This window comes from Actinophytocola sp. (assembly GCF_035762905.1).
GTDB lineage: Bacteria > Actinomycetota > Actinomycetes > Mycobacteriales > Pseudonocardiaceae > DASYTH01.
The window spans coordinates 1-25,684 of the sequence record NZ_DASUCC010000014.1; the positions used below are offsets into that span (position 1 = coordinate 1).

Sequence of the window (25,684 nt, forward strand, 5' to 3'; positions counted from 1 at the left end):
GCCCGGGCCCGAGCCACCAACTCGGCCACCACCTGCCGATCCACCGCCGGCGTGCCCGCCGCTGCTGACCTGGCACTACTCTCACTACTCATCAATGCAACCTCCACTTTGGACAGTTACACCGTTGAGATTACAGTCCCGGTGTCGGCGACGCAGATCTGAAGTTCGACGCTCCAGTGGGTGTCTTCCGGGCAGTCGGTGGCCGCCAGCGAGGCCGGGGTCGCGGTGGCGGTGAGGGTGTGGCCGATGAGGAGGGCGCCGGCGAGGGTGCTGGCGGCGACGAAGGACTTGAGCAGGGAGTGCGGGCGGCGGGTCATGTGGGGTCCCTTTCTCGATCGGTTTCGGTCCTGGGGAAAGGAAACAGGGGCGGGGTATCGGTCGGGCTTCGGTCGGGTTTTCGGGGCGGATAGCGGATCGAAGGGGGATCGACAGGGGCGCGGGTGAGTGTTCGGGGGCCAGTTCACGTCAGGTGTTGGACCACCCGAGGGGAGTGTTGATGAACGGCCCCTGTACTGCGGAGCACTGCGGGACTGATCCGGTCGACGCGGTGGTCGAGCGGGTGATGACCGGGAGCGGGGTGGGGGCGGCACTGGGGCTGGTGTGTGCGGTGGGGGGATGCCGGGGGGCGTTGCTGACGGCGTTGGCGGCGCGGCATCTGTTGCCGCCGGGGGTGGTGACCGCCTCGGTGATCGGGCGGGGCGAGGTCAAGCATCGGCAGTTGATGGCGATCGTTCGGCATGTGCCGGGGGTCAGCCATGTTTCCGTGCGGGGGTTGGGTGGGGAGCCGGTGCATCCGTGGGTGGCCGGTCAGGTGGAGCTCGCCGGGGTGGGGTTGACCGTTGCGGGAACGGCGCGGGAGGCGGCGTTCGGGGCGAATCTGGTCGTGGTCACCGGGTTCGATCAGGCGGAGGTGTGGCCGGCGCATCTGGCCAACGGGGCGGTGCTGGTGAACGCCACCGGGCGGGAGCCGGACCGGGTGATGTTGGCGATGGTGGGGCGGATCTTCGTCGACGACGCGGTTCTGTTGGATCGCGCCGAGTTGCCGTGGGGTTCGCGGGTCGAGGGGGACCTGCGTCAGGTTCTCACCGGCGAGCACCCGGGTCGTACCGGACCGGACGAGGTGCTGCTGGTCGAGTTGCTCAACAACCGTCCAATGAGGAACAGGGAGTTCTCGTGTCGATTCAACCAGAGATCAAGCAGTTCGTTGTGAGCGAGTTCGCTCCGGACATCCCGGCCGATCAGCTTCCGGCCGACGTGGACCTGTTGGACACCGGTGTGGTGGACAGCCTCGGTCTGTTGCGGCTGATCGCGTGGGTCGGTGAACGGTACGGGATTTCGGTGGGAGAGAAGAACATCTCACCGGCGCAGTTCAGTTCGGTTGCCGCGATCGAGGACTTCGTCAACGCGGAACGCAGTTTTGTCTGAGACGGATACAGGGAGAAGGAGTAGGGGCATGATCGTGCGGGACCGGGCCGGGGTGACCGGCGTGGAGTGGGGCAACGGGCTCAGCTACCGGATGCTGGTGCAGGCCGACAACATGGGGTTCGCCGTGGCGCACACGGTGGTGCGGGCGGGGTCGAAATCGCCGCTGCACTACCGAAACCACCTGGAGGCCTGCTACTGCATCGCGGGCCGCGGCCAGGTCATCGACGCCGAGGGCACCGTGCACGAGATCGAGCCGGGCGTGATCTACGCGCTGGACAAGCACGACGAGCACTTCCTGATCGCGGCGCCGGAGGGCGACCTCGAGCTGATCAGCGTCTTCAACCCGCCGCTGCGCGGGGACGAGCGGCACAACTTCGACTCCGACGAGTTCTCACACTACTGAGAGGAACGGGCATGTCTTCCCGCGACACGCTGTTCGAGCTGTCCGACGAGGTGGCCGGCGCGCTGGCCACCGGGCAACCGGTGGTGGCGTTGGAGTCATCGGGTGTGGTGCACGGCCTGCCGTACCCGCTGAACCTGGAAACGGCGCTGGACATGGAAAAGACGATTCGGGCCGGCGGCGCGGTGCCGGCCCGGATCGGAATCGTGGCCGGCCGGTTCGTGATCGGCATGTCCGATGCGCAGGTGGAGCTGTTCGCCACCACGCCGTCCGTGCCCAAGATCGGCAGCCGGGACATCGGCCCGGTGCTTGCCGGCGGCGGGCACGGCGGCACCACGGTCTCCGCCGCGCTGCTCGCCGCCGGGCGGGCCGGCATCGAGGTGCTCGCGGTGGCCGGCATCGGCGGCGTGCACTTCGGCGCCCAGGAGACCTTCGACGTGTCCGCGGACCTGGTGGAGTTCACCCGGCACCGGATCGCGGTGGTCTGCGCAGGCGCCAAGTCCCTGCTGGACCCCGCGCTCACCCTGGAGTACCTGGAAACGCTCGGCGTTCCGGTGGTCGGCTACCGGTGCGACGACTTTCCGGCCTACTACAGCGTTTCCAGCGGGGAACCGAACCCGCGCCGGATCGACGACCCGGCCGTGCTCGCCGAGGCGATCCGGCTGCACTGGCGGGTCGGCAACACCGGCGCGTTCCTGGTCACCCATCCGATCGACGAACTGGACGCGCTGCCGGCCGACGAGGTCTACGACCTGATCCGGCGCAAGCAGGCCGAGGCGCGCGCGGCCGGGGTGCGCGGCCAGGCGGTGACCCCGCACATCCTGTCCGCGGTGGGTGCCGCCACCCGCGGCCGCACCGCCGCCGCCAACCGGTCGGTGCTGCTGTCCACCTGTGCGCTGGCCGCCGAGGTGGCCGCGGCGATCAAGGACCGGCCGTGACCGCCGCGGCCCTGTTCGACCTGGACGGCACGCTCGTCGACACCCCCGCCGGGATGACCACGGTGCTGCGCGCCGTGGTCGCCCGGGCGGGCGGCACCGCCGCGGAACACCAACTGCGCCAGACCATCGGCCGCCCGCTGGCCGACTCCCTGGCGCTGCTGCTGGACCGCCCGGCCGGTCACCCCGAGGTGGCCGCCGCCGTGCGGCAGGCCCGCGAGCTGTTCACCGACACCGTGATCCCGCGGGCCCGCGCGCTGGTCCTGCCCGGCGTGCCCGAGCTGCTGGCCGAACTGCGCCGGCACCGGGTGCGGCTGGCCGTGGTCACCAGCAAGTCCCGGCCCGGCGCGGTCGAGCTGCTGACCGCAGCCGGCCTGCTCGATGCGTTCGACACGTTGTCCTGCCACGGAATGTGCGAGCGCGGCAAGCCGCATCCGGACCTGGCGCTGCTCGCCGCCGCCGAGCTGGACGTGCCGGCGCACCGCTGCACCGTGATCGGCGACGCCGTGGACGACATGCGGATGGCCGTCGCCGCCGGGATGTTCCCGGTCGGCGTCACCACCGGCGTCGCGTCCGACGCGGAGCTGGCCGCGGCCGGCGCCCGCGCGGTCCCCGGCGACCCGGCCGCCCTGCGCGCGGCGCTGCTGCAAGCCAACCCGACTCCCGTTCCCCAGAGGTGAAACCCATGACCCTCACCGAATCCGCCACCGTCCGGCGGTCGTCGGCCGGCGCCGCGCTCGCGGTGCTCGCCGTCGCGCAGTTCCTCATCGCGCTGGACTACTCCATCGTCTACATCGCCCTGCCCAGCGTGGGCGGTGACCTCGCGCTCTCCGAATCCTCGGTGCAGTGGGTGGTCAGCGGCTACGCGGTGTTCTTCGCCGGGTTCCTGGTCGTCGGCGGCCGGGCCGCGGACCGGTTCGGCCCGCGCACCCTGTTCGTCGGGGCGATGCTGCTGTTCGGCCTGGCCGCACTGGCCGGCGGGCTGGCGCCCGGTGCGTCGCTGCTGCTGGTGGCCAGGGCGGTGCAGGGAATCGCCGCCGCGGCACTGCAACCCGCGGTCATCGCGTTGATCAACACCACGTTCGCCGCCGGCCCGGCCCGCAACCGCGCGCTCGGCGTGTGGGGCACGGTCGGCGCGTCCGGCCTCGCCGCCGGCGTGGTGATCGGCGGCCTGCTGACCACGGTGTCCTGGCGCTGGGTGTTCCTGATCAACCTGCCGCTGGCCGTGATCTGCGCGCTGGCCGCGCCCCGGCTGCTGCCCGGCAACGGCACGAGGACCGACCGGCGCACCACGCTGAACGTGCCGAGTGCCGTGCTGTGCACCGCAACCGTGCTGTCCGCCGCGCTGGCGCTGACCCAGGCCGCGGCCGCCGGCTGGACCCATCCGGGCACGCTGGCCGCGTTCGCCGTTGCCGCCGTGCTGCTCGGCGCGTTCGTCCGCCAGGAGCGGCGGGCCGCCGCCCCGCTGGTCGATCCGGTGCTGCGGCGCACCCGGTCGCTGCTGGTCGGCTGCGGCTCCACCGCGTGCTACATGGCCAGCGTCGGCAACCAGTTCTTCGTGGTCACCCTGCTGGTCCAGCAGTTGCGCGGGTACGGCCCGATCGCCGCGGGGCTGGCGTTCCTGCCGATGGCGGTGGCCATCGCGGTGGCCAACTCGGTCGCGGCGCGGGTGGTCGCCGCGCTCGGCGTGCGGCGCACCCTCACCCTGGCGTTCGTCGCCGACGCGCTCGGCCTGCTGCTGCTCGCGGTCCAGGTGCACGGCGACAGCTATGTCTACGACCTGCTGCCCGGGCTGCTGATCACCGGTTTCGCCCACGGCCTCACCTATGTGTCGATGTTCATCGCCGGTACCGCCGACGTGCCCGATCGCCATCAGGGCACCGGCGGCGCGCTGATGACCACCGCGCAGTACATGAGCGGTGCGCTGGGCATCGCGGTGCTGGTGCTGGTGCTCGGGCCGCAGCCCGGTCCCGGTGACTTCGGCGCCGCGTTCGTGACCACCGCGCTGGCCGCGGCGGCGGGCGCCGGGCTGGCCTGGTTCGGCCTGGCCGAACGCGGGAGCCGGCGGTGAGGGGCGCGGTCTGGGTCGCCCAGCTCGGGGTGCTGGTGGTGCACAACGACCCGGTGGTTGAAGCCGAGCTGTGGCGGATGGCGCCGGCCGGGGTCACCGTGCACGCGGCCCGGTTCCAGAGCCCGACCAGCACCGGCGCCGAGTACACCGGCGAGCCGTGGCAGCGCATGATCGCCGCCCCGGACGTGCACCGCGGTCTGGTCCAGCTCGGCCAGATGGAGCTGTCCGCCATCTGCCTGTGCTTCGGATCGGCCAGCTTCTTCGGCGGCATCGAGTTCGACGACGGATTCGCCGCCGCGGCAACGGAACTGGCCGGCGGCACCCCGGTTTACACGGCCGGGCAGGCGATCCGGGCCGGGCTGGCCGCGCTTGGCGTGCGCCGGCCGCTGGTGCTGGCGCCGCCGTGGTTCACCGCGCCGACCTTCGCCGCCACCCGCGGCTACCTGGCCGCGTCCGGCGTCGCGGTCGCCGGGCTGGTGCGCTACCGGCTCGGTTCGGCCTGGGACCGGCACGAGCGGCACCGGCTGTTCGACCGGGGTGGCCGCTGGGCGGTGGATCCGGACGAGGTGTGCCGCCAGGTCACGGCCGAGTTCCCGGGCCACGCGGACGGGGTGCTGATTCCCGGCAGCGGGTTCCGGTCCTGGGAGGCGGTCGACCGGCTGGAGCGCCGGCTCGGCGTGCCGGTGCTGACCTCGAACCAGGCCTGCCTGTGGCGGCTGCTCGAGCTGACCGGGGTCGGCGCGGCCGTGCCCGGCGGCGGCCGGCTGCTGGCCGGCCGCGCATCCCACCGATCTTTCGCGGAGGAGGAACCGTCATGCCGTCCCGAGCTTTCGTCGCCGCGTTCGCCGGCCAGGTAGCGGCCCGGCCGCTGGCGCCCGCGCTGTCCTTGGCGGGCGGAGTGGTCGACTACGCCACGCTGGACCGCGCGGTGCGCGCCGCGCACGAGGCACTGGCCGCAGTCGACGCGACCGGACCGGTGTGCGTGCCCGCGCACAAGTCGCCGGCCACCGTCGCGCTGCTGATCGCCTGTTTCGAGGCGGGCCGGCGGGTGCTGCTGCCGTCCCCGTCGCTCGGCCGGGACGCGTTGGCCCGGTTGTGCGAGCAGGCCGGGTGTCCGGTCGAGCTGAGCGCGGCCGGTGGCGTCCCGGTGGCCAGGCGCACCGGCGTGCCGGGCCGCCCGATGCCCGGCCCGGGCCTGCTGCTCACCACGTCCGGCTCCACCGGTACGCCCAAGATCGTCGTGCTTGCCGAGTCGGGGGTGGACAACTTCGTTGCCTGGGCGGCGAAAACGTTCGGCATCGGGCCGGGCGCCGGGGTGCTCAACTACGCGCCGCTGAACTTCGACCTGTGCCTTCTCGACGTCTGGGCGGCGCTGGCCACCGGGGCGTGCGTGGACCTGGTCGACCCGGAGCGGTCGGCGGACGGGGCGTACCTGGCCGGCCTGTGCGCCGACCGGGCGCCGGGCGTGATCCAGGCGGTGCCGCTGTTCTTCCGGCTGGTCACCGAGACCGGCCGGGTGTTCCCGACCGTGCGCGAGGTGCTGCTGACCGGCGACGTGGTGCCGCCGCCGCTGCTGGACCGGATCGTCGCCGCGTTCCCCAACGCGCGGCTGTGGAACGTGTACGGGTGCACCGAGACCAACGACAGCTTCGTGCACCTGATCGAGCCGGACGAGGTGCGCGCGCTCGGCGTGCTGCCGATCGGCACCCCGATCGACGGGGTGGAGGCGCTGGTGGTCGACGAGCACGGCGCGGTGGTCACCGGCGCCGGCGCGGGCGAACTGGTGGTGCGCACGCCGTTTCGCGCGCAGGGTTACCTGGACCGGCAGTTGGACCGGGACCGGTGGTGGGACGGGTACTTCCGCACCGGCGACCTGGTCCGGCGGGACGAGCGCGGCCTGGTGTTCCTCACCGGCCGCAACGACCACCAGGTGAAGGTGCGCGGGGTGCGCACCAACGTGGCGGAGGTCGAGCAGGTGGTGCTCGCGCATCCGGACGTGCTGGAGGCGGCGGTGATCGCGGTGCCGGACGAGGCGGCCGGCAACGTCCTGCACGCGGTGGTCCGCCGGGCGCCGGGCACCGCGCTGAACGGGTTGGGGCTGCGCGTGCACTGCGCGGCGGCCCTGCCGAGGACGGCGATTCCGGGTGCCTTCGAGATCGGCGACAGCGCACTGCCGCGCACCTCCACGGGCAAGGTCGACCGCACGGCCCTGATCGGGCGGCGGGCGGCGTAGACGGCGACCGCGGTCGCGAAAGGGGCAAGGAAATGATCGAGTGGAACGACGACCAGCGGGCGTTGCGCGCCGCGGTCGAACAGCTCGGCACGGTGCTCGACAAGGGCCACGTGGAACGGGACGCGGACGGCGAGTTCGCCGTGGACGCGTGGAAACGGTTGCGGGAGACCGGAATGCTCGGTCTGCCGTTCGACGAGCGGTGGGGCGGGCTCGGCCAGGACCTGCTCACCACGATGTACGTGCTCGAGGGCCTCGGGTACGCCTGCCGGGACGGCGGGTTCAGCTTCTCGGTCTCCACCCACCTGGTGAGCACCGGGGTCCCGTTGCAGCGCTTCGGTTCCGACGCGCTCAAGGAACGGTTCCTGCCAAGGGTGTGCACCGGGGAGATCATCGGTGCACACGCGATCACCGAACCTGCTGGCGGCTCGGACGTGATGGGCATGCGCACCTCGGCTGTGCTCGACGGCGACTCCTGGGTGCTCAACGGCAGCAAGTCCTTCGTCAGCAACGGACCGCTGGCCGACGTGGTGGTGGTCTACGTGCGGACCGGCCGGCCCGGCAGCCCGGCGGCGATCACCGCGATGCTGGTCGAGACCGGCACGCCGGGGCTGACCGTGGGCCGGCCGGTGGCCAAGATGGGCCTGCGCACCTCGCCGCTGTGCGAGTTGTTCTTCGACGACTGCCGGGTTCCGGCCGGCAACGTGCTCGGCGCGCCCGGCTCCGGATTCCTGATCATGGACCACGTGATGAAGTGGGAGATCCTGTGCTCCTTCATCATCAACACCGGCGAGATGCAGCACCGGCTGGAGCGGTGTGTGGACTACGCGCGCACCAGGGTCCAGTTCGGTCAGCCGATCGGGTCCTACCAGTCGGTGTCCAACCGGATCGTCGAGATGCGCATCGCCGTGGACAACGCGCGGAAATGGCTCTACGACACCGCGGCGAAGCTGTCCGCCGGCGCGAACGTCACGGTGGACATCGCGATCAGCAAGCTGATCGCCAGTGAGGGCAACCTCAGCTCCGCCCTGGCCGCGGTGCAGGTGTTCGGCGGCTACGGCTACACCGCCGAGTACGGCCTGGAGAAGGACCTGCGCAACGCCGTGGCCGGCACCCTCTACTCCGGAACCTCGGACATCCAACGTCAGCGCATCGCCACCATGATCGGCCTGTGAGGAGACAGGGACAATGACCGCGAACCTGCTCGAACCCACCGAGTTCCTCGACCACGACAGCGAAACCGTGCGCGAGTTCGTGCACCGCACGCTGCCCGACGGCGGCGCCGGGTTGACCGCGACCGAGCGCGCGATCGCCCTCTACTACGCGGTGCGCGACGGCATCCACTACGAGGTCTACGGCGCCGACCTGTCCCGGGCCGGACTGCGGGCCAGCTCGACCATCAAGCGCGGCAAGGGTTTCTGCGTGCACAAATCCATCGTGTACGCCGCGGCGGTGCGCTCGGTCGGCGTGCCGAGCCGGATCTACTACGGCGACGTGCGCAACCATCTCGCTTCGCCCCGGCTGGAGGAGCTGATGGGCGGCAACATCTTCACCTTCCACAGCCTCACCACGGTGTTCCTGGACGGCAAGTGGGTCCGTGCCACCCCGGTGTTCAACAAGATGCTGTGCCAGCTCTACAAGATCAGGCCGCTGGACTTCGACGGGCGCACGGACAGCATGTACCACCCGTACGACGAGGACGGCCGCCGGCACATGGAGTTCCTGCACGAGCACGGCGAGTTCGACGACGTGCCGTACGACATGGTGGTCGGCGGCATCCGGTCGGCACACCCGAAGCTGTTCGAGACCAGGCACACCACGGCGCGCGGCTCGCTGGTCGCCGACGCCAGGGCCGGAGTCGGGTCATGAGCGCGGAGCGGGCGGTGCGGATTCCCCGGCAGCGCACCGATTCCGCGGCCGCGGCCAGCCGCTCGCCGGTCGATCTCGAGCTGGTCGTCCCGGCGTTCAACGAGTCCGGCCGGCTGCCCGCGACGCTGGCCGCGTTGACCGGGTTCCTGGCCGGGCAGCCCTGGCGGTCCCGGGTGGTGGTGGTCGACAACGGCAGCACCGACGACACCGCGGCGGTGGCCGGCCGGGCCGGCGAGCAGGTCGAGGTGACCGTGATCGGATGTGCCCGGCCGGGCAAGGGCGCGGCGGTGCGGCGCGGCCTGTCCAGCAGCACCTCCCGGTTCGTCGGGTTCACCGACGCCGACCTGTCCACCCCGGTGCGCACCCTGACCCGGGCCATGGCCGAGCTGGAGGCCGGCGCCGCGGCGGCGATCGGGTCCCGGCACGCGCCGGGCGCCGAACTGGTGCACCCGCAGCCGGTCGGCCGCCGGCTCGGTGGCGCGGCGTTCCGCGCGCTGGCCAGGCAACTGGTGCCCGACGTGTACGACACCCAGTGCGGCTTCAAGGTGTTCGAGCGGCTGGCCGTGCAGCGCGCGCTGGAACGCTGCCAGATCAACGGGTTCGCCTTCGACGTGGAGCTGCTGCGGCAGATCTGGTTGGCCGGCGGCCGGATCGCCGAGGTCGCGGTGGCCTGGACCGACGATGCCCGGTCGACCTTCCGCGCGGTGCGCGACGGCCGGGCGGCGTTCGCCGACCTGTTCCGGCTCTACCTGGCGGGTGCCCGATGAGTGCGCTGAACGGGCGGCGGCTGCTGGTGGTCAGCGGGCGGGACGTGCGGCACCCGGACGCCGGCGGCCCAGAGCGGTACCTGCACGAGATCACCCGGCGCTGGGTGGCCGGTGGCGCCCGGGTCACCTGGGTGGCCGGCCGGTCGCCGGACTCGCCGGCCCGGGAGAACGTCGACGGCGTCGAGGTGGTGCGCACCCCGGTGCTGCTGTCCCGGCCCGGGCAACGATTCGACGCGGTGCTGGACGCGCGCACCGGCCCGGCGCTGGCCGAGCCGCGCCTCGCGGTCGGCCGGGTGCCGGTGGTGCGGCTGGTGCACCGGGTCGGCCCGGCCGTCCCGGCGCGCACCGGCCTTGCCGCGCGGCTCCGCCGGCTGGTCCGCCGCCGGGCGGCCGGCCGCACGACCGTGACGCTGTCTCCGTCCGCGCGGCACGAGCTGCGCTGCCGGCACGCCGCCCGTGGCCCGATCTTCGTTGTGCCGCCTGGGGTTTCGCCGGTCGCGCCGGCCGGCGAGCGGGCCGCCGACCCGACCATCGTGGTGGTCGCGCGGCTGGTGCCCGAGCAGCGGCTCGACCTGCTGCTTGCCGAACTGACCACGGTGCTCGCCCAGGTTCCCGCGCTGCGCGTGGAGATCATCGGTGCCGGGCCGGAACTGCCCCGGTTGCGCCGGATCATGCACGACGAGGCCGTGGCGCACGCGGTGACGCTGCACGGCCGGGTGTCCGACGCCGAGCTGGCGATGTGGCTGCGCCGGGCCTGGCTGACCGTGTCCACGGCGACCGGCGCGCGGTGCGGCTGCGCGGTGCTGGCCGCCGCCGCGCACGGCGTGCCGTGCGTCGCGCTGGACGCCCCGGGCATCGCCGACTTCGTCCGGGACGGCCGCACCGGGCGGCTGGTCGCCGCGCCGGCGGAGCTGGCACCGGTGCTGGTGCGCCAACTGTGGGCGCTGGCCGACGACGGGCACGCCCGGTGGACCGCCGGTCAGTGCCGGGCGTGGACCGAGCGGTTCGGTTGGGACCGCAGCGCCGAGTTGCTCGCCGCGGTGGTCGCACACCAGCTCGGCATGACCAGGGCCCGGCGGCAGCGCCGCTACGCCCGCTCCGACATCGCCACCGTGGTGCGGTTTCCGGCCGGCGTCACCGTCGCGCCGGGCGCGCTGCGGGTGACCGACGAGGTGGCCGTGACCGGCGGCGTGACCGACGTGCTGCTCAACGGCTGTGATGATTTCGACGCCCTCGGCGTCCTGGACCGGCTGGGCGTCTCCGGCGCCCAGGTCCGGCTGGCCGGGCGGGACGACCTGCTGGTCGGTCCGCGCCCACTGCCGCCGCTGCTCACCGCGGCGCACGAGATCCCCGCCCTTCGCAAGGCACCCGAGAGAGGATGACCATGTCCACTGTTTCCCCGCCCCGCTCCAGTGCGCGGCTCAAGGTGATCACCTGGTCGGCGGTGGTGGTCACGGCCGTCGCCCTCGCCGTTGCCGCGTTCTACGTCTACACCAACGATCCCTACTGGACCCTGCGCTGGACCGTCGACCTCAAGGTCTACCTGGCCGCCGGCGAGGCGGTGCGGGAGGGCACCTCGCTCTACGACCTGGTGGTGATGTCGCCGCTGTACGGCGAGATGCCTTATCTCTATCCACCCCTGACGGCGATCCTGTTCTTCGTGCCGCTGTCGTTCCTGCCGATCGGCGCGGCGAGCCTGGTGTGGAACGCGGTGTCGCTGGTCGCGCTCGGCGGCGTGATCTGGCTGGCCCTCGGCATCGCCGGGGTGCGCGCGCCCCGGCTGCGCTCCGTGCTCACCATCGTCGGCATGATCCTGGCCGCCTGCCTGCTGCCGGTGCGCGTCCAGCTGATCGCCGGCCAGATCAACATGTTCCTGCTGTTGTTGGTGCTGCTGGACTTCCGGCCGAACGCGGGTCGCTGGCGCGGCGTCGGCATCGGCATCGCGGCCGGGCTCAAGGTCACCCCGCTGATCTTCATCGGCTACCTGGTTGTGACCCGGCAGTGGAAGGCGGCGCGCACCGCGACCCTGGCGTTCCTCGCCACCGTGGCGCTCGGGTTCGTGCTGATGCCGGCCGACGCGATGCGCTACTGGGGCGGGCTGGTGCTGCACTCCTCGCGGGCCGGCGGGGTGTGGGACACGCCGAACCAGTCGCTGTCCGGCGCGATGGCCCGGATCCTCGACGGTGACCAGTTCGCCCAGTGGTGGCTGGTGGTGCTGGCCGCGGTCGCCGTGCTCGGCCTCCTCGTGGCCCGGTACGCCTACCTGCGCGGCTCGGACTTCCTCGGCTTCTCCGCCGCGGCGATCACCGGCCTGCTGGTCTCCCCGGTGAGCTGGGAGCACCACTGGGTCTACGTGATCCCGCTGCTGGTCTGGCTGGCCGTCTGGGCCTACCGGGAGCGTTCGGCCGCGGTCGCACTGGTCACCATGGCGCTGGTGACCCTGTTCACCGTGCGGATCTTCATGCTGGTCGGCATCCAGGAGTCGCCACCGGAGCCGATGGACCTGGCCCCGTGGCAGCAACTGGTCGCCGCCTGGTTCCCGGTCACCGGCCTGCTGCTGCTCCTGCTCGGCCCGCTGTGGGTGCGCCGCCAGCAGTTCCGCCCGACGCCCGCGGAGCCGGAGTTCCTGCCCCGGGAGCTGACTCCGGAACCGGTCCGCTAGTTCCCCCACCGGCCGTGGGCGGGCGGTGCCGCCCGTCCACGGCCCCTTTCGGGAAGGAGCATCTCCCATGCGGCTCGGCCGGTTCCTCCGGTTCGGCGTCATCGGCGCGGTCAACACCGCCGCCTACTATCTGCTCTATCTCCTGCTCTGCCAGGTGATCCCCTATCTCGCCGCGCATCTGCTGGCCACCGCGGCGGCCATGGTCGGCTCGTACTTCCTGAACTGTTACGTGACCTTCCGGACCCGCCCGACCATCCGCAAGTTCCTGCTGTTCCCACTGTCCAATGTGGTCAGCCTGCTGGTCACCACCGGCGGCCTGTTCGTCCTGGTGGACCTGCTCGACGCCGACCGCACGGTCGCTCCGATCCTGGTCGCGGCGGTCGCCATCCCGGCCACGTTCGTGGTCGCCCAGCTGATCCTGGCCGGCCGGCCGGCGGAAGGTGCGGTCAGAAGCCTTCGCTGAGGACCTGGTTGTCGAGTTGGTGCTCGACGACGATGTCGCCGGTGACGTAGTGCATGGAGATGGCGCTGAGGTCCTCGGAGCTGATCAGTTCGTTGGGGCTGCCGAGGTGTTCGGCGATGCCGCGGGCCGGGGCGATGAGCTCGAGGGAGAACGCGCGGGCGGCGTGCTGGCGGCCGGTGTGGGTGGCGGTGATGAGGAACTCGTCGTCGTCCTCGGTGAGGATGTGCCAGAGCGCTCGGGCTTGCAGGAAGCGGTAGCTGACGTCGGGCATGTGCCGGGTGGCCACCACGGTGGGGGCGGCGCCGGCCTGGCTGACGTAGGCGACCACGCCGGGGTCGGGCATCGGCAAGGTCCGGTAGCGGACCAGGAAACCCGGGTCGAACGGCTCGGTGTCGGCCAGCCGGGCCCAGGCCCGGACGTGCTTGGCGAGGTCGAAGCCGCGCAGATGCGGCGGGCCGGACTCCATCGGCTTCGCCGTGCTCAGGTGCTCGCGCAGGTCGGCCAGCCGGGCCGACTCGCTGCCGGCCACGGTGGCCACGCCGGCGGCGACCGAGCGGGCCTCGTCCACCCAGTCCAACCCGGTCTCGACCAGGTTCGGCCGGATCGCGTTGAGGAAGTCCACGGCCAGTTGCTTGTCCATCCGCTCGTACACCGAGCGGATCGTCCCGGCCACCTCCGGTTCCGCGGTGTGCGGGTCAAGGCCGAGCCATGCGGTCGCCCGGCACAGCGCGGCGCGCTCCGGGTCGGCGTCGCGCACCCCGGCCCACAGCCCGGGCAGGCCCGAGCGCACCCCGCGGTCGGCCAGCCGCTCGATGACCGCATCGACCAGACCGGACAGGGTGGCCGCGAGCGCTTCACTGTCCACAAGCGACTCACCGGAGGAGAGGAACCGCTCGCCGGTCGCGTCGGCGAACTCCGCGTCCCGCTGCCAGTTCAGCCGGGTCAGCTCGTCCTCGGTCACGATCAGCAGGTCGGGGTAGTGCTCCTGGCCCACCCCGGCGCGCACCGCGTGCCGGTCCGACCGGACCCGCCAGGGGTTGCGGGTCACCCCGATGCTCGGCGCGAACGTCTTGCGCAGCTGGGGCAGGCACGATCCGGGCCGGGCGTCCGCGACGAGCGTCCACCAGTTCCGCGCGATCCATTCCGCCAGCGGGTAGAGCGATCGGGTCACCGTGCGGCGGTAACCGCCCGCGGTGTCCTCGACCAGGGTGAGCGGGTCGGCGCCGATGCGCAGCTCCAGCTCGGCGCGGGTCGCGGTGCGCTCGTCGGGGTCGGTGGGCGCGTCGGTCCAGGTCCAGGTGATCTCAAGCGGGGTCACGAAAACTCCTCCGGTCAGTCCGGGGTCACCACGACGGTGGCGGGCAGTTCGACGGTGCGCGAGCTCGGCCGGTAGGACGAGTCCAGGCAGATCAGGTCCCACTCGTTGATCCAGGCCCGCACATACTGGCGCATCCGGTTGGAGGCGGAGCGTTCCAGCCCGGGCACGTCCGGCGGTAGCCAGTCGAACGCGTTGGCGTGCAATTGTTTGATCCGCTCGTAGGCCCGGTCCAGCTCCGCGTCGTCCGGCGGGGTGAGCAGCAGCATCCGCTCGGCGACGACGGTCATCCCGGCCACGGCGTGCTCGGCCAGCTCGGCGAGCTCGGGCTTCTGCCTGGCTCGCAGTCGTGCCGGAATCCGTTCCGCCTCACGCTTTCCGGCCAGCACGGCGGCCGGGAAGTCGTCGGTCAGCGCGAACACGGTGCCGATCGGCACGCCCGGCTCCGGCCGGGTCCCGGCGCACCAGCGGCCGATCTCGGCGTACGCCTTGGCCCGGCTCACCAGCGAGTACCGCGCGATCAGCTCGACCTCGTCGAACAGGATGATCCAGCCGCGGTGCCCGGCCGCGGTCATCAGCCGGGCGATGAACCGCAACCGTTGCCTGGCCAGCTCCTTCGGCGCGATCCGGCCGAAGGTGAACTTCTCGTCCACCGCGCGCAGCTGCCGGCGCAGCTCCGGAGTGGACAGTGCCTCGCCGGCCCAGAACCGCACGATGGACTCGACGAACTCCTCGCCGGTGTCCTTGAGCCGGGCGAACAGCAACAGGGTGGCGGCGAACCTCGGGTCCAGCCCGGCGGACGGCGCGGAGACGGAGACCATCAGCCGGCCGAACTCCGGGCTGTCCGGGTCGAGCGCGGCGGCGAGCACCTCGACGGCCGGTCCGGACGCGCCGCCCGGCACCACCGCGCCGTCCAGCGCGGTCCAGGCCACCTTGGCCGGGTCGTACAACGGGGTTTCCTTGCTCACCACCACATGGCTGACCACGAAGCCGGCGGTGCCGGCCAGCAGGCCGAGGTGGCGCAACAGGTGGCTCTTGCCGGAGCCGAAGCCACCGCCGACCACCAGGCCGGCCGGGGCGCCGTCGGCGACCCGGCCGAGCAGGCCGGCGAAGGCCTCCTCGATGTCGGGCTGCGCGCTGCCGAGCGCGTGTACCGCGCCCAGGCTGGGCACCCCGGCCCGCAGCGACTCGATGACCTGCCGCTCCGGTGGGAAAGTCTTGCGCATGGCGGATTCCTCCTCAGCGCGCGATCCGGACCAGCGAGCCGAGCGGGTTGGCCCGGCCGTGGTCGTAGACGTCGTCGGCCACGCGCAGGTACAGCGCGTGGTAGGCGGGCAGCCCGCGCTGGCCGTCCACCGCCATCTGGTGCGGGACGGTCACCACCAGCAGGCCGGCGAACAGGTCGTCCACGCCGTCGATGAACTGGCGCAGGATCTCGAAGGTGTCCAGCGCCGCGGCCTTGGTGTAGTAGAAGCCGCGCCGGGCCACCGCGGTCGGCCGGCGCGCGACGCCGATCCGGGTCAGGTCCAGCTCGACCACCGTGCCCGGGTGCCCGGTGAGCTGCACCCAACTGGTCAGCGAGGTGAACATGTACCGGGCGTGGTGCCGGCCGATCCTGCTGGACAGACCCACGGTGCGTAGCTGTGCCACCGGAACGCTGCGGCCGGACAGCCAGCGCAGCACGATGTCCCGGTCCTCCTCGTCGTGCCCGGTCCAGCCGAGCAGCGAGTGGCACAGTCGCAGCATCGCGGTGCCGAACTGGCGCAGCAGCGTGGGTTCGCCGAGCAGCCGCCGTTCCAGGGTGCGCCGGATCGTGCGGTACAACTCGCCGGCGTGCATCCCGTTCGCCTCGGCGACCCGGCGCACCGGCACCGCCTCGGCCGGCGGCACCGACTCGTCGGCCGGGATGTCCAGGTCGCGGTAGACCTGGCGCAGATACCGTGCGGCCAGGGCGATCCAGTCGATCTGCCGGCACACCGCGAAGAACAGCTCGTCGATGAGCTGCAGCCGGGTCTGCGCCGCGTCCAGGCGCAGGTGCAGGTACTCGTTGTCGCCGGCCGCCTCGGCGAGCCCGCGGGAGAAGTACGCCGTGGTCTCGTCGGAGTCGGTGACCACCAGCTTGACCGCGGAACCGCCGGCCGCGACGTAGGAGTGCAGGTACTGACCGCACAGCTGTTTGAGGTACTCGTCCGCGTTCAGCTCCGGCGCGCCGGAGGGCAGCTTCAGGTTCGGGGCCATGCGTTGGGTCCTCCCGTTCTCACGGTTGCGGCGCGACGAACGAGACTCCCCAGTACTGGCGCGGCCGGCCGTCCGTGCCGACCACGCTGAGTACCCCGGAGCCTCTGATTCCGGTGCTGGCGCACCAGCGCAGCTGCCGCTCGGACTGCAGCGTGCTCGTCGTTCCGCTGCAGTCGAGGTGGTACAGGTCTCTGGCGAAATCGTGTTGCGTGTATTCCTTCGCCTGACCGGGAAGCAGGGTCAGAACGTCCCAGATGTCGGCGAGCCGGACGACCGCGTCGGTGCGGCCGGCATTGCGCGTGACAATCAGGTCGTAGGCCTGGCGCAGGGTGTTGAGAAATCGCTCCGGCCGAAATCGCGGGCCCTGTTTGTTGTGCTCGACCAGGGTGGCCGCGACGGCGCGCGGATCCAGCCGGCGTTCCCGCTGGCCGTCGATGTCGATGGCCACGTCGCGCGGGACGGCGCGGACCACCGACGGCGAGCAGAGCAGCCGGCCGTCCTCTTCGAACACCGGAACTCCGGCCGCGTCCAGGGTTTCCGAAAGCTCGCGCAGATAGGCGCCGGACGCCAGATATGCCGAGGGGTCGATCGGGAACCGCTCGCGCACGTCGGTCAGTGTCTCGTCGAGCTCCTTGCTCAGTGCGGCAAGCGCGTCCAAAGTTTCCGCGAATTTACCGAGCTCGCCCTCTTTGACATAACCGTGCAGCCGATTAAGCTCACGAACAACGGCACGCGCGGTTTGCGTACCCTGCTCCGTGGCACTCTCCATGCCATCCAATATTTCCACTAATGGGGGGTACGTTGCCGACATGTTCAAAAAACTAGCAGCAGCCCATGGCCGGCACCACCCGCGCTGCACCCGGCCCGACCCTATTTCTTGTAATTCGAGTGAAATAACAGTGCGTCCAGTGAAAATTTAGGTGGTGTGTGATGGCGGAGGAGCACGCCCAGGTTCTGGTCGTCGGCGGCGGACCGTCGGGCCTCGCCACCGCGCTCTTCCTGGCCCGGCAGGGCATCGACGTGCTGCTCGTGGAACGCGACACCGGCTGCTCGGCGTGGCCGCGCGCCACGCACGTCACCCGCCGGACGATGGAACTGTTGCGGCCGGCCGGAGTGGAGGACGCGCTGCGCGAGGTGGGCATGCGCGTGGTCGGTGACCTGCCCGGCGTGGACAGTCCGGTGGACCGCCGGGTGCTGCCCGCCTGTGTGCTGGAAGCGCCCACGCTGCGCGGAATCGCCGGCGCCGAGGTGCTGGACAGCGGCGCGGAGGAACTCGCCGTGCCCGGGCCCACCTCGGCCTACTGGTGCGGGCAGGACCTGCTCGAACCGATCCTGGCCGCGCACGCCACCCACGCGGGCGCCCGGATCCGGTTCGGCACCAGGCTGGTGCACTACACCGCGCACGAGGACGGGGTGTCCGCGGTCATCCGGGACGCCGCGGGCGAGCACCCGGTGCGCGCGCGCTACCTGGTCGGCGCGGACGGCTCGCGCAGCACGGTGCGCCCGCTGGCCGGGATCGGCCGGACCGGCCACGGGCTGCTCGCCCACCGGGCCAGCATCCTGTTCGACGCCGACCTGGACCGGATCGTGCGCGGCCGGCGGTTCTTCGTGTGCATGCTCACCGAAACGCCGCGCGAGGCGGCCATCATGGAGCTGAACGGCCGGCACCGCTGGGCGGTCGCCGTCGCCGTGGACGCCGCGTCCGGCGAGTCCGCCGCGGACCTGACCCCGGACCGGTGCCGGGACTTCCTGCGCGTGGCGATCGGCGCGGACGTGGACATCCGCCTGCGCACCGTCTTTCCGTGGCAGGTCTGGCACCGGGTGGCCGACCGGCTGCGGTCCGGCCCGGTGTTCCTGGCCGGCGACGCGGCGCACATCCACGCCCCGGCCGGCGGTTACGGGTCGAACGTGGGAATGCAGGACGCGCACAACCTGGCCTGGAAGCTCGCCTGGGTGCTGCGCGGCTGGGCCGGCGAGGACCTGCTGGACACCTACTCCGCCGAGCGGCTGCCGGTGGGCGCGGCGATGGCCGACCAGACCACGCTGCTGGCCGGCGTCGGCGGGGCGGCGCTTGCCGGCACGCCGAAACTGCCGCCCGCCGCGCTGGTCTACGGCGCCCGGTACGCCTCGGCCGCCGTGCTCGGCGGCCGGCCGGTGCACGGCAAGGACGACGCGATCGGCGCCACCGTCGACCGGACCGGCACGCCGGGCACCCGGATGCCGCACCTGTGGCTGCGGCTGGACGGGCGCGCGGTGTCGCCGCACGACCTCTGTCCACATCGGATGCTGCTGGTCACCGACGCGCCGGCGTGGTGCGCGGCGGCCGACCGGGCCGGCGCCACGTTCGGCGTTCCGGTGTGCGGGGTGCGGGTGGACCCGGGCACACCCGGCTGGGCCGAGCTGACCGGGTCGCGCGCCGGCCTCGCGCTGCTGGTCCGGCCGGACGGGGTGGTGGCCTGGCGGGGAGCCACCGCGGGTGATCCGGGCACCACCCTCGCCCGGCTGCTGCGCCGGGTGCTGGCCCTGGACTCCGCCGCCCACCGGGAGATCGCGGTCACCAGGTGACCGGCAGCGACACCACACCCATCGGCAGCAGGTCGGCGGTGTGCGCCACCTCGCCGGCCGCAACGGCGAGCGCCAGCCCCGGCAGCGTGCCGGCCAACTCCACCAGCGCGATCCGGAACAGCGTGCGCACCAGGTGATCCCCCGGGCAGCCGTGCGTGCCGGCACCCAACGACAGGTGCGGGTTCGGCGTCCGGTCCGGGTCGAACCGCTCCGGCCGGTCGAACACCTCGGGGTCGAACGACGCGGCCGCGACCAGCGGCATCACCACGGTGCCCGGGTCCAGCCGCTCTCCGGACAGCACAACGGTTTCCCTGACCACCCGGAGCAACCCGTCGTTGCCGGACGGGTAGTGACGCAACAACTCCTCGACCACCGACGCCGCGTACGGCTCGCTCAACGAGTGCAGCATCCCCTCCGCACCCGGCAGCGCCAGCAGCGCGAACACGTGCCGGGACAACGCATTGCGATTGCCGATGTAACCCGACATGAGCAGCCCGAACAAAACGGTGCGCGCATCCTCCTCGCCCAGCCCCGAATCCAGCAGCGTGGACACGATGTCATCGGCGCTGTCATCGGCACCGTCGGCCGCCCGCGCGGCGACCAACTCGGCCAGCCCCTTCTCCAGCGCCGAGCGCGCCTCCGCCGACCCGTTGTCCAGCATGTCGTCGACGTTCGCCGCCAGCCATCCGGCCGCGTCGGTCCCCAACCCCACCAACTCGGCGGTGGTCCGGGCCGCCAGCGGCGCGGCGAACCCGGCGACGAAGTCCGCCGGACCGCCCTGCGGGTTGGCGCCGGCGAACTCCCCGAGCACGTCCCGCACCGCCGCGCGCAGCCGCGGTTCCCAGGCCCGGACCCGTTCGGCGGACAGCGCCCGGTCCAGCGGCGCGCGCAACGTCGCGTGCGCCGGCGGATCCAGATCGAGCAACCCGGTGTACTGGTTGCGGCCGAACCCCACCCCGGGCAGCCCGGCCGCGGCCGCCCGGCTGAACCGGTCGTCGGTCAGCACCGCTGCCACGTCGGAATAGCGAACCGCCAGCCGAATCCGCATCCCATCGGTCAACTCCACCTCAGGCAAACCGGCCGCACGCAGCTCAGCGACCTCCTCCGGCACGGTTCCCATCGGTCCCGGCGAAAACGGAAAAGTCATCATTCGCCCAGCATTTCATCAATTCAGCACGGCGACCAGGCAGCCCACTGGAATTAGAATTGTGCCGATGGATTATCTGGGAATCGACATCGGCGGCACGAAGGTGGCGTTCCGGCTGCACGGCCGCGACGGTGAACGGGAGACCGTGGTGCGTTGGCCGGCCGGTACCGACCCGGCCAACGACCTGGCCGCCCTGCGCCGCGGCCTGCGCGCCGTTGCCGGCCGCAGGCCCAAATCCGGCCCGCTGTCCGTCGGGGTCGCCGTGCCCGCCCTGCTCGACCCGGACGGCCGGGTGCTGACCTGGCCGAACCGGCCCGGCTGGCGCGGTATCGACCTGCGCGGCCTGTTCGACCGCGAGCTGCCCGGCGTGCCGGTGCGGTTCGGCGACGACGGCGACCTGGCCACGCTGGCCGAGGCCTACCAGGCCGGCCGGCCCGACCTGCTCTACCTCGGCGTCGGCACCGGCGTCGGCGGCGGGCTGTTCCTCGACGGCGACCTGCTGCGCAGCGACAACGGCCCGGTGGCCGAGGTCGGACACATCGTGGTGGCGCCGGACGGTCCCCCCTGCCGGTGCGGCCGGCGCGGCTGCGTGCAGGCCATCGCCTCCGGGCCGGCCACGCTGCGCCGGGCGGCCCGCGCCGATCCCACGGTCACCGGCTCGGCCGCATTGCGCTCCGCGCTCGCCGCGGGCGCGCCCTGGGCGCACCGCACCGTGCGGGAGACCGCGACCGCGCTCGGCACCGCCGTGGCCACCGTGACCGAGCTGGTCCGCCCGGCCGTAGTGCGGCTGGGCGGCGGGTTCGCCGCCGCGCTGCCCGAGCTCGGCGCCGCCACCGAGGCCGTGGTCCGGGCGCTGGACCGGCCCGGACACCCGGCGCCGCCGGTCGAGCCGGCCGCCTACGGGGCCGCGTCGTCGCTGGCCGGCGCGGTGCTGCTGGCCCGCAGGCCCGGCCTGCTCGCCGCCGCCTGACCTCTGCGGAAGGAGACCCATGTACCCGATGTACCTCGACGGCGAGCCGGTCGAGACCGCGGAAACGTTCGCCTCCTACGAGCCGGCCACCGGCGCCGAGTTCGCCCGGCTGGCCCGGGCCGGCGAGGCCGAGGTGGACCGGGCCGTGGACGCCGCCCGGCGGGCGTTCGACGCCGGCCCGTGGCCGCGGATGTCCGCCGCCGAGCGGGCCGACGTGCTGGACCGGGTGGCCGCCCGGCTCGCCGCCGATGCGGATCGGCTGGCCGACCTCGAGGTGCGGGACAGCGGTGCCACCATCCGCCGGGCCACCGCCGCCGACCTGCCCGGCACCCGGGCGGCGTTCGAGTGGAGCGCCTGGTGGGCGCGCGGCCTCGCGGACACCGAGCCGGCCGGCGGGCCGGCCGGCCCGCCGGCCCCCGGCGAGTACCTGCGCTGGCACCCGGTCGGCGTGGTGGCCACGTTCGTGCCGTGGAACTTCCCGCTGCTGCTGGCCGCATGGCGGATCGCCCCGGCCATCGCCGCCGGCAACACCTGCGTGGTCAAGCCGGCCTCGTTCACCAGCGTCACCGCCTGCGAGCTGGTCCGGATCCTGCACGAGGCCGGCCTGCCGCCCGGCGTGGTGAACCTGGTGCTCGGTCCGGGCGCGGTGGTCGGCGACGCGCTGACCCGCGACCCTCGGGTGGACATGTCCTCGTTCACCGGCTCCAACGAGGTCGGCGAGCAGGTACTGGCCGCCGCGGCCGGCACCGGGCAGCGGGTCCGGCTCGACCTCGGCGGGAAGTCGGCCAACCTGGTGCTCGCCGACGCCGACCTGGACCGGGCCGTCGCCGGGGCACTGTGGGGCGGCCTGCTGCACAACGGCCAGATCTGCATGGCCGGCTCCCGGGTGCTGGTGCACCGGGACCGGCACGCCGAGTTCCTCGACCGGTTCCGGGAGCGGGCCGGCAAGCTGGTGCTCGGCGACCCCGCCTCGGCGCAGACCGACCTGGGCCCGCTGGTGTCCCGCCAGCAGGTCCGCACCGTGGCCCGGTACGTGAAACTGGGCGTCGAGCAGGGCGCCACCGTGGTGTGCGGGGGCACCCGGCCGGACGCCGCGGAGCTGCCGCCCGAGCTGGACGCGAAGGCCTACTTCCGGCCGACCGCGCTGGCCGACGTGCGGTGCGACAACGTGGTGTTCCGGGAGGAGATCTTCGGTCCGGTGGTGGCCGTGACCCCGTTCGACTCCGACGAGCACGCGGTCGCGCTGGCCAACAACTCGCGCTACCACCTGGCCGGTGCGGTCTGGTCCACCGACCCGGAGCGGGCCTGGCGGGTGGCCGACCGGCTGCGCGCCGACAAGGTGTGGGTCAACGACTACCGGATGGTGGACGACGCGCGCCCGGACCCGGCCGCGCCGCCGAGCGCCGCCGACCGGGTCCGCAACGAGCTGGACGAGTACCGCACCGTGCGCCGGGTGCACGTGGCGCCGCCGGGGTACGACAACCCGCTGCACCCGGTGCTCGGCATCAGGTGATGAGCTGGCCCCGGTGCGCCGGGTTCGCCGGCAGCCCGAGCAGGCTGTGCAGCGTGGGGGCCACGTCGTAGAGCGACAGGTCGGTGCGCGGGCCGGCGTCCAGCCCGCTGTTGGCCAACACCAGCACGCCCTGCTCGGCGTGGTTGGCGTGGTCCGGACCGGTGTCGTTGTCCGCGGTGAACAGGCCCTGACCCAGGCCAACGGTGGCCAGCGCCCGCCAGTGCAGGTCGCCGAGGTAGACGATGAGGTCCGGGGCGATGCCGTTCACCACCGGATACACCTCGGACGGGCGCATCGCGCGGTTGTTCATCGGCTCGCCGTCCGGCCCGGCCTGCTTGCCGAGCGCGGTGCTGATGGCGTCCAGCATGGCGTCGTACTCGGCCATCGGCACCAGGCCGTTGGGCTCGCGGCCGCGCACGTTGAGGAACAGCCGGCCGTAGTAGCCGCCCTCGGCCCAGGCCACGGTCTTGGACCAGACGATGTCCGCCTTGCTGATCGGGGTGGGCCCGTCCGGCGGCCGGCGCAGGGTGAGCAGGCCCTGCTCGATGAGCCACTCGTTGATGCAGAACCCGCCTTCCATCGGCTGGCCGCCGTGGTCGGACACCAGCAGCACCGCGGCGTCGTCCGGGACCATCGCCAGGAACCGGGCCAGGTGCGTGTCCAGGGCCCGGTAGTAGTCGCGGAACGCCTGCTCGAACGGGTTGCCCGGCTCGTAGCGCGGGTGCGCCGGGTCGCAGTACTTCCAGAACCCGTGGTGCAGCCGGTCCGGGCCCATGTCGACGAACGAGAACAGGTCCCACTCGTGGTTGGCCATCAGGTGGCCGGCGACCTTGAACCGCTGTTCGGTCATGTCGAACACCCGCTGCAGCACCCGCTCGTGGTCGTTGGACCGGAAGTCCTCCACGTCCAGGATGTAGCCGCCGGTGAGCCGCTGGATGTCCTCGCGCAGCGCGCTGGGGTAGGTGAAGTCGGACTCGGTGGACGGGGACAGGAAGCAGCCGACCATGCAGCCGTTGATGGGCGTGGTCGGGTAGGTGCCCGGCACGCCGAGCACCACGCTGGACCGGCCGGTCGCGGACAGCGCGTCCCACACCCGGGGCACCGTGATGCTGCGCGAGCTGGCGAAGGCGAGCGGGTCGTAGTCGTAGCCCGCGCGGTCCCGGAACCCGTAGACGCCAAGGTCGCCCGGGGTCTGGCCGGACATCATGCAGGCCCAGGCGGGCATCGTGATGGGCGGCACGACGCTGGTCATCGGGCCCCACACGGCGTCCGCCCGCAGTCTGGTCAGTGTCGGCATGTCGTCGGCGAACCGGTCGAACAACAGCTCCGGTGTCGCGCAGTCGAGGCCGATGAGCACCACTCGGCGTGGTTCATGCATGCCATTTCCCTTTCGATTGACCCTCTCACCCACGATATGATCCGATTGCTGTCTACGGCAATGCCGCCGGTTTCTAAAGAATCGCTCGACAATTCGGGGCTCGGTTTGACGGGTCACCGGCGGGCCGCTCACAATTGGTTAAATCGCGAAATCTCGTTCGGGGAGTAGTGCATTGACGAACGCTCATCCGGCACCACGCGCGCTGATCATCGGCATCGACGGCGGGGACTTCGCCGCGATCGACCCGCTGGTCGAGCAGGACCTGCTGCCGAACATCGCCGGGCTGCTGCGCCGGGGTGCCTCGGCCAGCACGATGTGCACCTGGCCGGCGCACACCGCGCCCGGCTGGAGCACGTTCGTCTCCGCGAGCAAACCGGGCGGGCACGGGATCTACCAGTTCTTCGACACCCAGGACCCCGGTTACGGCGCCCGGATCACCACCGCGGACGCGCTCGGCCGGTCCTCGGTGTGGGACTGGCTGGCCGCGCAGGGCTACACGCTCGGGCTGGTGAACATCCCCATGTCGCACCCGCCCGCGGACCTGCCCGGCTACCAGGTGAGCTGGCCGCTGGAGCACACCACCCGGTACTGCCGGCCGCGTTCGCTGCTCGGCGAGCTGGCCAAGGCGGGCGCGCACTTCCAGTCCGACCTGGCCACCATGTTCCGCGGCGACTACGGCTATCTGTACGAGGCCGAGGCGAACGTGGCCGCCCGCGCCCGGTCGATGTCCCACCTGCTCCGCACCCATCCCACCGACCTGGCCATGGTGGTGTTCACCGAGGTGGACCGGGTCGGCCACCACTACTGGCACTACATCGACCCGGCGCACCCGCGGCACGAGGCGGCGCCACGGGACTCCGGTTTCGACGCGGCGCTGCGCCGCGCGTACGTCGCCGTGGACGAGGCGATCGGCGAGCTGCTCGCCCTGGTCGACGAGGACACGGTGGTGGTGCTGGTGTCCGACCACGGGCTGGGCATCGGCCGGTACGCGCTGTCGGTGCACAGCCTGCTTGCCGACGCCGGGCTGCTGGCCACCCGCCCGGCCGGCTCGGGTTCCGGCATCGCGAGCTGGTTCGCCGGCGACGGTGTCGAGGTCGACTTCACCCGGACCCGGGCGTACCTGCCGGTGCCGGGCAGCTACGGGATCAACGTGAACCTGCGCGGCCGGCAGCGGGACGGCACCGTCGACGAGTCCGAGCGGGACGCCGTGCTGGACGAGGTCGCCGAGTTGCTGCGCGGGGTGCGACTGCCCGACGGCGGCGGCCCGGTGGTCCGGGACGTGATCCCGCGCGAGGTGGCCTATCCCGGGCCGCACACCGAATCGGCGCCGGATCTGCTGGTCGTGCCGAGGGACGAGAGCGTGCTGCTGGTGCCGGATCTCGACGGCGGGCCGTGGAAGCCGAGCTGGCAGACGGGGTTGCACCGCTACGCCGGGCTGTGGGCGCAGGTGTCGCCGAACGTCCGGCCCGGCCGGCTGCGCGCGCCGGTCGGCCTCACCTCGGCGGTGCCGACCCTGCTCGCCGACCTCGGCGCGCGCTGGCCGGACACCGTGCACGGCACGCCGGTCCGCGCGGCGCTGTCGTCCGATGTGGACATCGCGGTGCCGGATCCGTCGCTGGACGGCGAAGCGTTCCGGGTGCGGGAGACCGTGCCGGCCGGCGAGTCCACCGAGGACGAGTACACCAGTGACCGACTGCGGGAAATGGGCTACATCTGAGTCGGATGTAGTGACACGA

25 protein-coding genes are annotated in these 25,684 nt (G+C 72.5%); 18 read left to right on the plus strand and 7 right to left on the minus strand.

Going from position 1 to position 25,684, the window contains the following annotated elements:
- Positions 1-116: 116 nt before the first annotated feature.
- On the minus strand, positions 117-317 hold the full coding sequence (locus VFV67_RS01795; RefSeq protein ID WP_326466680.1) for a hypothetical protein: 201 nt from the start codon (positions 315-317) through the stop codon (positions 117-119).
- A gap of 179 nt (positions 318-496) precedes the next feature.
- On the opposite strand from VFV67_RS01795, the gene VFV67_RS01800 reads away from it, so the two are divergent.
- From VFV67_RS01800 to VFV67_RS01865, 14 genes are all read left to right on the plus strand, one after another.
- Complete coding sequence (locus tag VFV67_RS01800; protein ID WP_326466681.1) at positions 497-1,210, plus strand: hypothetical protein; 714 nt, start codon at positions 497-499, stop codon at positions 1,208-1,210.
- Positions 1,207-1,425: an acyl carrier protein gene (locus tag VFV67_RS01805; RefSeq protein ID WP_326466683.1), complete on the plus strand. Its 219-nt coding sequence runs from the start codon at positions 1,207-1,209 to the stop codon at positions 1,423-1,425. Before VFV67_RS01800 ends, VFV67_RS01805 begins: the two co-directional genes overlap by 4 nt.
- 28 nt (positions 1,426-1,453) lie before the next feature.
- Positions 1,454-1,828, plus strand: a complete 375-nt coding sequence (locus VFV67_RS01810) for an ectoine synthase (protein WP_326466684.1) — start codon at positions 1,454-1,456, stop codon at positions 1,826-1,828.
- A gap of 11 nt (positions 1,829-1,839) precedes the next feature.
- Complete coding sequence (locus VFV67_RS01815) at positions 1,840-2,763, plus strand: pseudouridine-5'-phosphate glycosidase (RefSeq protein ID WP_326466686.1); 924 nt, start codon at positions 1,840-1,842, stop codon at positions 2,761-2,763.
- Entirely contained in the window at positions 2,760-3,440 is a 681-nt protein-coding gene (locus VFV67_RS01820) for an HAD family hydrolase (RefSeq protein WP_326466688.1), read from the plus strand. The genes VFV67_RS01815 and VFV67_RS01820 overlap by 4 nt, the downstream gene beginning before the upstream one ends.
- Positions 3,441-3,445: 5 nt before the next feature.
- A complete protein-coding gene (locus tag VFV67_RS01825; protein WP_326466690.1) occupies positions 3,446-4,831 on the plus strand; it encodes an MFS transporter in 1,386 nt (461 codons plus the stop codon).
- Entirely contained in the window at positions 4,828-5,688 is an 861-nt protein-coding gene (locus VFV67_RS01830) for a hypothetical protein (RefSeq protein WP_326466692.1), read from the plus strand. Before VFV67_RS01825 ends, VFV67_RS01830 begins: the two co-directional genes overlap by 4 nt.
- Positions 5,646-7,064 (plus strand): AMP-binding protein, encoded by a 1,419-nt coding sequence (locus VFV67_RS01835; protein ID WP_326466693.1) that lies wholly within the window; start codon positions 5,646-5,648, stop codon positions 7,062-7,064. Before VFV67_RS01830 ends, VFV67_RS01835 begins: the two co-directional genes overlap by 43 nt.
- 32 nt (positions 7,065-7,096) lie before the next feature.
- Positions 7,097-8,236, plus strand: a complete 1,140-nt coding sequence (locus VFV67_RS01840; protein ID WP_326466695.1) for an acyl-CoA dehydrogenase family protein — start codon at positions 7,097-7,099, stop codon at positions 8,234-8,236.
- 13 nt (positions 8,237-8,249) lie between these two features.
- On the plus strand, positions 8,250-8,930 hold the full coding sequence (locus tag VFV67_RS01845) for a transglutaminase-like domain-containing protein (protein WP_326466697.1): 681 nt from the start codon (positions 8,250-8,252) through the stop codon (positions 8,928-8,930).
- Complete coding sequence (locus VFV67_RS01850) at positions 8,927-9,697, plus strand: glycosyltransferase (protein WP_326466698.1); 771 nt, start codon at positions 8,927-8,929, stop codon at positions 9,695-9,697. Before VFV67_RS01845 ends, VFV67_RS01850 begins: the two co-directional genes overlap by 4 nt.
- Positions 9,694-11,079, plus strand: coding sequence for a glycosyltransferase family 4 protein (locus tag VFV67_RS01855; RefSeq protein WP_326466700.1), 1,386 nt, complete (start codon positions 9,694-9,696; stop codon positions 11,077-11,079). Before VFV67_RS01850 ends, VFV67_RS01855 begins: the two co-directional genes overlap by 4 nt.
- A gap of 2 nt (positions 11,080-11,081) precedes the next feature.
- Positions 11,082-12,359 carry a glycosyltransferase 87 family protein gene (locus VFV67_RS01860; protein ID WP_326466702.1) on the plus strand — a complete coding sequence of 426 codons (1,278 nt, stop codon included), beginning with the start codon at positions 11,082-11,084 and terminating at the stop codon, positions 12,357-12,359.
- A 67-nt stretch (positions 12,360-12,426) separates the two neighbouring features.
- A complete protein-coding gene (locus tag VFV67_RS01865; RefSeq protein WP_326466704.1) occupies positions 12,427-12,822 on the plus strand; it encodes a GtrA family protein in 396 nt (131 codons plus the stop codon).
- Here the strand turns inward: VFV67_RS01865 and VFV67_RS01870 are convergent.
- Genes VFV67_RS01870 through VFV67_RS01885 form a run of 4 tightly spaced genes read right to left on the minus strand, consistent with a single transcriptional unit; the run spans position 12,806 to position 17,186 of the window.
- Complete coding sequence (locus VFV67_RS01870) at positions 12,806-14,140, minus strand: hypothetical protein (RefSeq protein ID WP_326466705.1); 1,335 nt, start codon at positions 14,138-14,140, stop codon at positions 12,806-12,808. The two genes, VFV67_RS01865 and VFV67_RS01870, sit on opposite strands and share 17 nt — an antisense overlap.
- Positions 14,141-14,154: 14 nt before the next feature.
- Positions 14,155-15,363 (minus strand): BREX system ATP-binding domain-containing protein, encoded by a 1,209-nt coding sequence (locus VFV67_RS01875; protein WP_326466706.1) that lies wholly within the window; start codon positions 15,361-15,363, stop codon positions 14,155-14,157.
- A 13-nt stretch (positions 15,364-15,376) separates the two neighbouring features.
- Complete coding sequence (locus VFV67_RS01880) at positions 15,377-16,375, minus strand: BREX system ATP-binding domain-containing protein (protein ID WP_326466707.1); 999 nt, start codon at positions 16,373-16,375, stop codon at positions 15,377-15,379.
- A 19-nt stretch (positions 16,376-16,394) separates the two neighbouring features.
- Entirely contained in the window at positions 16,395-17,186 is a 792-nt protein-coding gene (locus VFV67_RS01885; protein ID WP_326466708.1) for a hypothetical protein, read from the minus strand.
- A 119-nt stretch (positions 17,187-17,305) separates the two neighbouring features.
- Between VFV67_RS01885 and VFV67_RS01890 the strand changes: the two genes are divergently transcribed.
- Positions 17,306-18,940, plus strand: coding sequence for an FAD-dependent oxidoreductase (locus VFV67_RS01890; RefSeq protein ID WP_326466709.1), 1,635 nt, complete (start codon positions 17,306-17,308; stop codon positions 18,938-18,940).
- On the opposite strand, the gene VFV67_RS01895 is transcribed toward VFV67_RS01890, so the two are convergent.
- On the minus strand, positions 18,930-19,988 hold the full coding sequence (locus VFV67_RS01895; protein WP_326466710.1) for a cytochrome P450: 1,059 nt from the start codon (positions 19,986-19,988) through the stop codon (positions 18,930-18,932). The two genes, VFV67_RS01890 and VFV67_RS01895, sit on opposite strands and share 11 nt — an antisense overlap.
- 166 nt (positions 19,989-20,154) lie before the next feature.
- Here VFV67_RS01895 and VFV67_RS01900 point away from each other — a divergent pair, with 166 nt between their 5' ends.
- Together VFV67_RS01900 and VFV67_RS01905 are read left to right on the plus strand one after the other, a co-directional pair.
- Positions 20,155-21,057, plus strand: coding sequence for an ROK family protein (locus VFV67_RS01900; protein ID WP_326466711.1), 903 nt, complete (start codon positions 20,155-20,157; stop codon positions 21,055-21,057).
- A 19-nt stretch (positions 21,058-21,076) separates the two neighbouring features.
- On the plus strand, positions 21,077-22,570 hold the full coding sequence (locus tag VFV67_RS01905) for an aldehyde dehydrogenase family protein (RefSeq protein ID WP_326466712.1): 1,494 nt from the start codon (positions 21,077-21,079) through the stop codon (positions 22,568-22,570).
- Here the strand turns inward: VFV67_RS01905 and VFV67_RS01910 are convergent.
- Entirely contained in the window at positions 22,563-23,948 is a 1,386-nt protein-coding gene (locus VFV67_RS01910) for an alkaline phosphatase family protein (protein ID WP_326466713.1), read from the minus strand. The two genes, VFV67_RS01905 and VFV67_RS01910, sit on opposite strands and share 8 nt — an antisense overlap.
- A 172-nt stretch (positions 23,949-24,120) precedes the next feature.
- Here VFV67_RS01910 and VFV67_RS01915 point away from each other — a divergent pair, with 172 nt between their 5' ends.
- On the plus strand, positions 24,121-25,665 hold the full coding sequence (locus VFV67_RS01915; RefSeq protein WP_326466714.1) for an alkaline phosphatase family protein: 1,545 nt from the start codon (positions 24,121-24,123) through the stop codon (positions 25,663-25,665).
- Positions 25,666-25,684 lie beyond the last annotated feature (19 nt).